General features: G+C 72.7%; 7 protein-coding genes and 1 pseudogene. 2 read left to right on the forward strand and 6 right to left on the reverse strand.

The window, feature by feature from the left end:
* The 4 genes and pseudogenes from RH94_RS43245 to paaN all read right to left on the reverse strand — a co-directional run.
* Nucleotides 1–92, reverse strand: a pseudogene (locus RH94_RS43245) (3-hydroxybutyryl-CoA dehydrogenase); the annotation flags it as partial.
* The gene (locus RH94_RS13400; protein WP_199880941.1) at nucleotides 89–880 is read right to left on the reverse strand and encodes an enoyl-CoA hydratase/isomerase family protein; all 792 of its coding nucleotides are present in this window, start codon (nucleotides 878–880) and stop codon (nucleotides 89–91) included. The gene RH94_RS13400 and the pseudogene RH94_RS43245, both read right to left, overlap by 4 nt.
* Nucleotides 877–2,100 (reverse strand): thiolase family protein, encoded by a 1,224-nt coding sequence (locus RH94_RS13405; protein ID WP_073947828.1) that lies wholly within the window; start codon nucleotides 2,098–2,100, stop codon nucleotides 877–879. The genes RH94_RS13400 and RH94_RS13405 overlap by 4 nt, the downstream gene beginning before the upstream one ends.
* Nucleotides 2,093–3,805, reverse strand: a complete 1,713-nt coding sequence (paaN, locus tag RH94_RS13410) for a phenylacetic acid degradation protein PaaN (protein WP_073947829.1) — start codon at nucleotides 3,803–3,805, stop codon at nucleotides 2,093–2,095. The genes RH94_RS13405 and paaN overlap by 8 nt, the downstream gene beginning before the upstream one ends.
* A 95-nt stretch (nucleotides 3,806–3,900) precedes the next feature.
* Between paaN and paaI the strand changes: the two genes are divergently transcribed.
* Together paaI and paaK are read left to right on the forward strand one after the other, a co-directional pair.
* Entirely contained in the window at nucleotides 3,901–4,386 is a 486-nt protein-coding gene (paaI, locus tag RH94_RS13415; RefSeq protein WP_073947865.1) for a hydroxyphenylacetyl-CoA thioesterase PaaI, read from the forward strand.
* Entirely contained in the window at nucleotides 4,383–5,729 is a 1,347-nt protein-coding gene (paaK, locus tag RH94_RS13420) for a phenylacetate--CoA ligase PaaK (protein ID WP_073947830.1), read from the forward strand. The genes paaI and paaK overlap by 4 nt, the downstream gene beginning before the upstream one ends.
* Nucleotides 5,730–5,786: 57 nt before the next feature.
* On the opposite strand, the gene RH94_RS13425 is transcribed toward paaK, so the two are convergent.
* Nucleotides 5,787–7,838, reverse strand: coding sequence for an RICIN domain-containing protein (locus RH94_RS13425; RefSeq protein ID WP_073947831.1), 2,052 nt, complete (start codon nucleotides 7,836–7,838; stop codon nucleotides 5,787–5,789).
* Between the two features lie 56 nt (nucleotides 7,839–7,894).
* A partial coding sequence (locus RH94_RS43250) for a Beta-galactosidase C-terminal domain (protein ID WP_234425740.1) occupies nucleotides 7,895–8,171 on the reverse strand: 277 nt, incomplete at its 5' end.

The raw sequence follows: 8,171 nt of genomic DNA on the forward strand, positions 1-8,171 counted from the left end.
GAGCCGATCGCCGCGAACGACTGCGCGATGCCGGCCCCCATCCGGCCGCCGCCGATCACGCCGACGACGGCGGGCGCGGTCGGACTGCTCATGCCTTGCTCCTGTTCCTCTTCGCCAGGAAGCGCGTCATACGGTCCTGCTTGTCCCGGCCCTCGAAGAGCACGGCCTGCGCCAGGTCGTCGGCGACCGGGTGCGCGCCCGGCGCGTCGACGACGAGCTTGGTCAGACGCAGCGCCGTCGCCGAGGAACGCGCCATGCGGTCCAGCAGCGCGTGCGCCTCGTCGAGCAGATTCTCCGCGGGCACGACGTCGATGACGAGACCGGCGGCCAGAGCCGCCCGCGCGTCCAGGTTCCGCCCGGCGAGCAGCACCTGCTTGGCGACCGACTCGCCGACCAGCTCCGAAAGCCGCCAGCAGGCCCCGGCCGCCGCCAGGATGCCGAGCCCCGGCTCCGGGTTGCCGAAGACGGCGCCGGGCCCCGCGATACGGATGTCGCAGGCGTAGGACAGCTCGGCGCCGCCGCCCAGGGCCCAGCCGTCGACGGCGGCCACCGTGGGCATGGGCAGCCTGCGCACCCGCTCGAACAGGCGGCTGTTGATCCCCTGCAGCGCCTCGTCCCGGCCGCGCCGCAGCAGCTCCGCGATGTCGGCGCCGCCCGCGAAGACGTTGCCGTGGCCGGTGAGCAGCAGCAGCTTCGGATCGCGTTCCAACAGGTCGCAGACCGCGTGCAGTTCGCGGATCATCAGCCCGCTGATGGCGTTGCGCGCCTCGGGGCGGCGCAGGGTGACCACGACCCGGTCCTCGCGCTCCTCGACGAGCAGCGTCCCGTACGTCGTGTCACCCGCCGTGCCGTTCGTCATGTCGCTCGGAGAGCCGCTCATACCCGCTCCACCAGCATCGCCATGCCCTGCCCCACGCCCACGCACAGCGTGGCCAGTCCGCGGCGGGCGTCCTCGCGCTCCAGACGGCCCAGCAGTGTGAGCAGGATGCGGGCACCCGAGCAGCCCAGGGGGTGGCCGAGCGCGATGGCGCCGCCGTCGGCGTTGACCCTGTCCTCGTCGAGCTTGAGCCGGCGGACGACCGCCAGCGCCTGCGCGGCGAAGGCCTCGTTGAGCTCGACGGCGTCCAGATCGGCGGTCTGCCAGCCGGCGCGGGCGAGCGCCTTCTCCGTCGCGGGAACCGGCCCGAGGCCCATGATGTTGGGCCGCACCCCGGCCGAGGCGGACGTCACGACCCGGGCGCGCGGCGTGAGCCCGTACCGCTCGACGGCCGCCGCGCTCGCCACCACCAGGGCCGCGGCCCCGTCGGACAGCGGCGAGGACGAACCCGCGGTGACGATGCCGTCCTTGCGGAAGATCGTGCGCAAGGAGGCCAGCTTCTCCGGCGTCGTCGACGGGCGCGGCCCCTCGTCGCGCTCCACGAGACCGTCCTTCACCGGGACCGGAACGATCTCGCGGTCGAAGTGCCCGGCCTCCTGCGCGGCGACGGCACGCCGGTGGCTGCGCAGCGCGAAGGCGTCGGAGTCGGCGCGGGTGATGCCGTCGAGCGCGGCGACCTCCTCGGCCGTCTCGCCCATCGACAGGGTCACCTTCACCGTCTCGGGGCCCGCCCCGGCGGGCACCGCGCGGTCGGCGGCGGCGAAGCGCGGGTTGGTGAAGCGCCAGCCCAGGGACGTGTCGTGCACCTCGCCCGGCTTGGCCCAGGGGGTGCCCGGCTTCTCCATGACCCACGGGGCCCGGGTCATCGACTCCACGCCGCCCGCGACGACCAGGTCGGCCTCCCCGGACCGGATCGCCTGGGCCGCGGAGGCGACCGCGGTCAGGCCCGAGGCGCACAGCCGGTTGACCGTGTAGCCGGGCACCGTGTGCGGAAGCCCGGCGAGCAGCACGGCCATGCGCGCCACGTCGCGGTTGTCCTCGCCGGCCTGGTTGGCCGCGCCCAGGATGACCTCGTCCACGGCCTCGGCCGGGATTGCGGCCCTGCGGACGGCCTCACCGACCACCAGGGCGGCCAGGTCGTCGGGACGTACGGAGGCCAGGGCGCCGCCGTAGCGGCCCTGCGGGGTGCGGGCCCCGTCGATGAGAAAGACCTCGTCAGGCATGGGTGGCCTCCTGGGGGACGACGGGGCGGCGCGACTGCAGCGTCGCGAAGCGGCCCGTGACGAACGCGGGGTCGGACAGGGTGGCGCTGGCCGCGGGGTTGGCGGCGCTGCCGTGGAAGTCGCTGAACGCCGCGGACTGGTTGACGAAGACCCCGCCCGTGAGGTTCTCCGACAGGTGCACCCCCGCGTCCAGGGCCGCCGACTCGGCCGCGGCGAGGACCTCCTCACCGGTGGAGTGCACCGCGGCGGTGAGCGCACCGTGGGCGTGCACCGTGTCACGGAAGATCCGCAGACTGTGCTCGGTGGAGTCGGTGGCGATGACGAAGGAGACGGGCCCGAACCACTCGCGGGTGTACGTCCCCTCGTCCGCCTCCGCGTCCAGGAGCGCGACCAGCGGCGTACGGACGACGGCCTGCGGGTACTCGGGGTGTTCGACGGGCCGCGAGGGATGCGCGACGCCGCCCAGCGCCGCCGCCTTCTCCAGACGCTCGAGCACACCGCCGTTGACGATCGCGCCGAGCGTGCCGGCCGCACGCGCCGGATCGCCCAGCAGCTTGTCCAGCGCGGCGCCCAGATCCGCGGCGAACTCGTCGGCGGTCCTCACGCCCTGGTCGGTGGTGATGCCCGTACGGGGGATCAGCAGGTTCTGCGGGGTGGTGCACATCTGCCCGCTGTACAGGGACAGCGAGAACGCGAGGTTGCCCAGCAGTCCGCGGTAGTCGTCGGTGGAGTCCAGGACGACCGTGTTCAGGCCCGCCTTCTCGGTGTACACGGCGGCCTGGCGCGCGTTGGTCTCCAGCCAGTCGCCGAACTCCGTGGAGCCGGTGAAGTCGATGATGCGGACGTCGGGGTGGAGCGCGAGGAAGCCCGCGGTCCGCTCGCCGGGTTCCTCGGCGGCCAGGATCACGAGATCGGGGTCGAAGCCGGCTTCGGCCAGGACCTCACGGGCGGTCCGCACGGTGAGCGCCAGGGGCAGTACGGAGCCCGGATGCGGCTTGACCACGACGGGGTTGCCGGTGACCAGGCTGGCGAACAGGCCCGGATAGCTGTTCCACGTCGGGAAGGTGTTGCAGGCGATCAGCAGCGAGACACCGCGGCCGACCGGGGTGAACTTCTTGTCCATGGCCAGCGCCCCGCCCTTGCGCTGCGGCTTGGTCCAGCGGGCCGCGGCCGGGTGCCGCTTCTGCTCGGCCCAGGCGTAGGCGACGGCCTCCAGGCCGCGGTCCTGCGCGTGCGGGCCGCCGGCCTGGAACGCCATGACGAAGGCCTGGCCGGTGGTGTGCTGCACGGCGTGCGCGTTCTCGAAACTCGCCGCGTTCAGCCGGGCCAGGATCTCGACGGCGACTCCGGCGCGTACATCGGGGCCCGCCGCACGCCAGGTGCCGGTGGCCGCCTTGGCGGCGGACACCGCCTCCTCGGGGGCGACCCGGGGGTAGCTGATCCCGAGCGCGAAGCCGTAGGGGGAGGTCTCGGTGGCCCGCACCGTCCCGTCCCCGGGGTGCCCGGGCAGCGCGAACGGCTTGCCCAGCTGGTCCCGGAAGGCGGCCTCGCCGAGCTGCGCGGCCTCCTCGCCGTACACCGACCTGCTGGGGGACTCCGGATACGGCGTCCAGTGGTCCCGGCTCGCGGTGGCCGCGACGGCCGTTTCCAGCAGCTCACGGTGGCGGGCGAAGAAGTCGACGGTCTCGGGAGTGTTGCTGGGCATGCGGTCCACCTCTTGACAGGCAGTGGTGATGCTTGATTTCTTGACAAGACCGACGCTAACCGAATGTTCGGTCGGTACACAAGGCGGTGAAGAACGTGGAGCAGGCCACTGACGTGGACCCCGGCCCGGTGGAGACGATGTTCGCCGCGGACCGGGCCTCCCGGTCACTGGGCATCGAGCTGGTACGGCACGGCGAGGGGACCGCCGTGCTGCGGATGACGGTGACGCCGGAGATGGTCAACGGGCACGGAATCGCCCACGGCGGCTACCTCTTCCTGCTCGCCGACACCGCCTTCGCCTGCGCCTGCAACAGCCACGGACCGGTGACCGTCGCGGCCGCGGCCGACATCGACTTCGTCGCCCCGGCCCACAAGGGCGACGTACTGGAGGCGACGGCCCGCGAGCGCACCCGGTACGGCCGCAGCGGGATCTACGACGTGAGCGTCCGGCGCATCGACGGCAGCCCGCGCGAAGCGCGGTCCGTCGAGGGCGGCGGGAGGCGGGCGGGCGACGAGGTGATCGCGGAGTTCCGCGGACGCAGCCGCAGCATGCGAAGCACGAACACGAAGGAGTCGCGATGAGCAGCGAACTGACGGCCCCGGCGGACCAGGGGCCCCGGCTGGGACAGCCGCTCCCGGACGAGCTGCTGGACAGCGGCGAGCGCCTGACCCGCGAACAGCTCCGCGAGCTGCAGCTCGACCGCCTCCGCGCGACCCTGCGACACGCCTACGACAACGTCGAGCAGTACCGCAGGAAGTTCGACGAGGCCGGAGTGAAGCCCGACGACTGCCGCGGTCTCGAGGACCTGGCCCGGTTCCCCTTCACCACCAAGGCCGATCTGCGCGACACCTACCCCTTCGGCATGTTCGCCGTCCCCATGTCCGAGGTCCGGCGCATCCACGCCTCCAGCGGCACCACCGGCCGCCCCACCGTCGTGGGCTACACCGAGAACGACCTGTCGATGTGGGCCGACGCCGTCGCCCGCTCCATCCGCGCCGCCGGCGGCCGGCCGGGCCACAAGGTCCACATCTCCTACGGCTACGGCCTGTTCACCGGCGGCCTCGGCGCGCACTACGGTGCCGAACGGGCCGGATGCACCGTGATCCCCGCCTCGGGCGGCATGACCGCGCGCCAGGTGCAGATCATCCGGGACTTCCAGCCCGAGATCATCATGGTCACGCCCTCCTACATGCTCACCCTGCTCGACGAGTTCGAGCGGCAGGGCATCGACCCGCGCACCAGCTCCCTGAAGGTCGGCATCTTCGGCGCCGAACCCTGGACGGAGGCCATGCGCCGCGAGATCGAGGAGCGCATGGACATCCACGCCGTCGACATCTACGGCCTGTCCGAGGTCATGGGCCCGGGCGTGGCGCAGGAGTGCGTGGAGACCAAGGACGGCCTGCACATCTGGGAGGACTGCTTCTACCCCGAGGTCGTCGACCCGCTCACCGGCGAGGTCCTGCCCGAGGGGGAGAGCGGCGAGCTGGTCTTCACCTCGCTGGCCAAGGAAGCCCTGCCGATCATCCGCTACCGCACCCGTGACCTCACACGCCTGCTGCCCGGCACCGCACGGCCCGCCTTCCGCCGCATGGAGAAGATCACCGGCCGCAGCGACGACATGATCATCCTGCGCGGTGTGAACGTCTTCCCCAGCCAGATCGAGGAAGTGGTCCTGGGCGTGCCGGGCGTCGCCCCGCACTTCCAGATCCAGCTGACCCAGCGCGGCCGCATGGACCACATGACGGTCCGCATCGAGGCCCGCCCCGGCGCCGGCCCGGACCAGCGCGAGGCAGCCGCCAAGGCCATCACCAAGGGCGTGAAGGACTCGGTCGGCGTCAGTATCGAGGTCCACGTGGTCGAGCCGGAGACCCTGGAGCGCTCGGTGGGCAAGATCCGCCGGGTCAGGGACCTGCGCCAGGGGTGACGGCCGGCTCCCGGCCACCGGGGGCGGTGCACGCGACGTCGCCTTCGCCGACGGCGATCAGACGGCGCCACCGGTGACGTCGGTGACCGTCCAGCGCTGGTTGGAGCCGGAGTCGGGCGGCCAGGTGGTGACGGCGGCGCCCTCGTTCGTGGCCTGGCCACCGACTTCGAGGAGCCGTCCCGTGGCGGCGTTGACCAGGGTCCAGGTGCCGTCGCCGGTGGTCGACATGATCCACTGGGTGGCCGCGTCCCGCCGGCCGCTGTCGGGCTCCGCCACCGGGACGTCGTCGCGCACGGCCAGGCGTCTGCCGGTCGCCGGGCTGGTGAAGACGTGGCGCTGACGGACGCCGCTGTCGCCGTGCACCGCGCTCAGCTTCCACCGCTGGGCGGCCGCGTCGGTCCCGGCGCCGATGACCAGGCTCGTACCGTCGCCGGACACGGTGACCGCCTTGCCGCTCTGCACGCCGGTCAGCGTGTAGGTGTGGCCCTTGCGCAGCAGCGGGGCGTCCTTCGCGACTCCGGTCACGCCGCTCACGACGAAGGAGGTCACGGACTGCGCCGGCACGGTGAAGGCGGCCCGGCGGTCGGTGACCTTGATGGCGGCGTGCTGTTCGAGCTTGCCGTCGGCGCTGGTCACGACGGGAGTGACGGTCGCCCTGCGGCTCACGTCGCCGAACTTGGACAGGTCGATGGTGACCGTGCGCGGCGCGGTGGCGCGGTTGACGTGGACGAGGGAGGCGCCCTTGCCGTTCGCGGTCACCGCCGCCGCGGTGGAGGCGTCGTCCGTCCTGATCAGCCGGTCACCGGGCTTGATGAAGTGGGTGAAGTTCCGGGCGGTGTCGAACTTGGTGTTGGTGCGGACCGGGCAGGTCCTCAGGGTGTCCTTCGCGGTGCAGCCGAACGGGACCTGGATGCTGCCCCAGTTGCCGCCCTTGGCCGACTCGCCGCCGGGCCGCATGTTGTCGTAGTCCTCCACGGGCTGCCAGAACACCCAGGCGCGGGGCTCCAGTTCGCGCAGGTCGTCGACGATCTGCTGGGCGAGTCCGAGGCCGGGCCGCATGTCGGTGAAGTTCTGGCCGTCGCCCCAGTCGCCCTCCACTTCGCTCATCCACAGCGGCTTGTCCGCGGCCTTGGCCAGGTCGCGTACGGTGGTGCGCCGACCGGTGCCGTAGGTGTGGACGTTCATCCGGTCCACGAGGCCGCGGGACCGCGGGGAGTAGGCGTTCCAGTTCTGTGCGAAGGTGCCCGGGTTGGTCTCGTCCATCGCCGAGATCCGTGCCTTGGTCTTCGCCCTCTTCAGCGCGGGTGCCAGGGCCGCGAGCACCTTCTGCTGGAGCGCGGGGCTCATGTGGGCGCCTTCCTGGCGGCCGCCGACGGGCTCGCCGTCCGCGCCCGGGCGGGTGCTCCAGTAGGTGGTGTTCGGCTCGTTGAACGGGTCGACGGTGTCGACCTCGATGCCGTGCGCCTTCTCCAGCCGCTCGGTGGCGCCCGCCAGGTAGGCGGCGAAGTCGTCGACCGAGTCATTCCTGAGCTGGTCGGTGCCGGCGTCGAAGCCGCCGGAGACGTAGCCGCTGACGGTCATGAACCAGGGCGGGGAGTTGCTGAACGCCTCCCAGCGGTCGACGTCGTGCTTGACGCGGTCGACCCACCAGCGCTGGGCGGCGTCGGCGTCGGCGTTCCAGTCGGCCGGGTCGTCGGCGTCCCACCAGCCGGTGTCGGCGCGGGTGGTGCCCGCGGGGGCCTTCCACCAGCCCGGTACGGCACCTCCGGCGCGCAGGTAGTCCTTCACGTCGGGGGCGTTGCCGCCGCCGATGTTGTAGCGGGCGATGTTCAGCGCGAGCCCGTCGTCGTCGAAGAGCAGCCCGGCCAGCTTCTCGCGTATGTCCGCGGGGTAGCCGCCGGTGGCGTTGGCGAACCAGGCCAGGCTGGTGCCCCAGCCCTCGAACTTCTCCTGCCGGTAGGACGGGTCCGGCCGCACCGTGACCGAGGCGGCCGGCGCCGCCTCGGCCCGGGCCCGCGGCGCGGGGAGGCCGGCCAGGGCGGCCGCGGTGACCAGCGCGGTCAGGGCGGCGGCTTCGGGAAGGCGTCTGCTGCGGGTACGGCGTGCCATCGTGTGCTCCCGTCTCGGGTGTGCGGGCGTGTTCCGTACGGTCGGTGCGCCCTGCCTCAGCCGTGCGGCTGCCGCAGGACGGCGACGTCCCTGGGGCGGAGGAGGAGGGTGCCGTCGGCGCCGGCGGTGCCGGTGAGCAGCTCGCCGTCGAGGCCGGGCACCGGCACCTCGTCGTCGGTGCGGTTGACCAGGAAGAGGAACCGTCCCCGGGGATTCTGACGTACCGTCAGTTCCACGCGGCCGCACGCCGCCTCGGGCAGTTCGCTGCTCACGCCGGCGGGGGCCAGCAGACGGGGCAGCAGGGAGGCCAGCCCGTCGGCGCCGAGCCGGGTG

Origin of the sequence: Streptomyces kebangsaanensis (assembly GCF_001906585.1) — a bacterium.
Classification (GTDB): domain Bacteria; phylum Actinomycetota; class Actinomycetes; order Streptomycetales; family Streptomycetaceae; genus Streptomyces; species Streptomyces kebangsaanensis.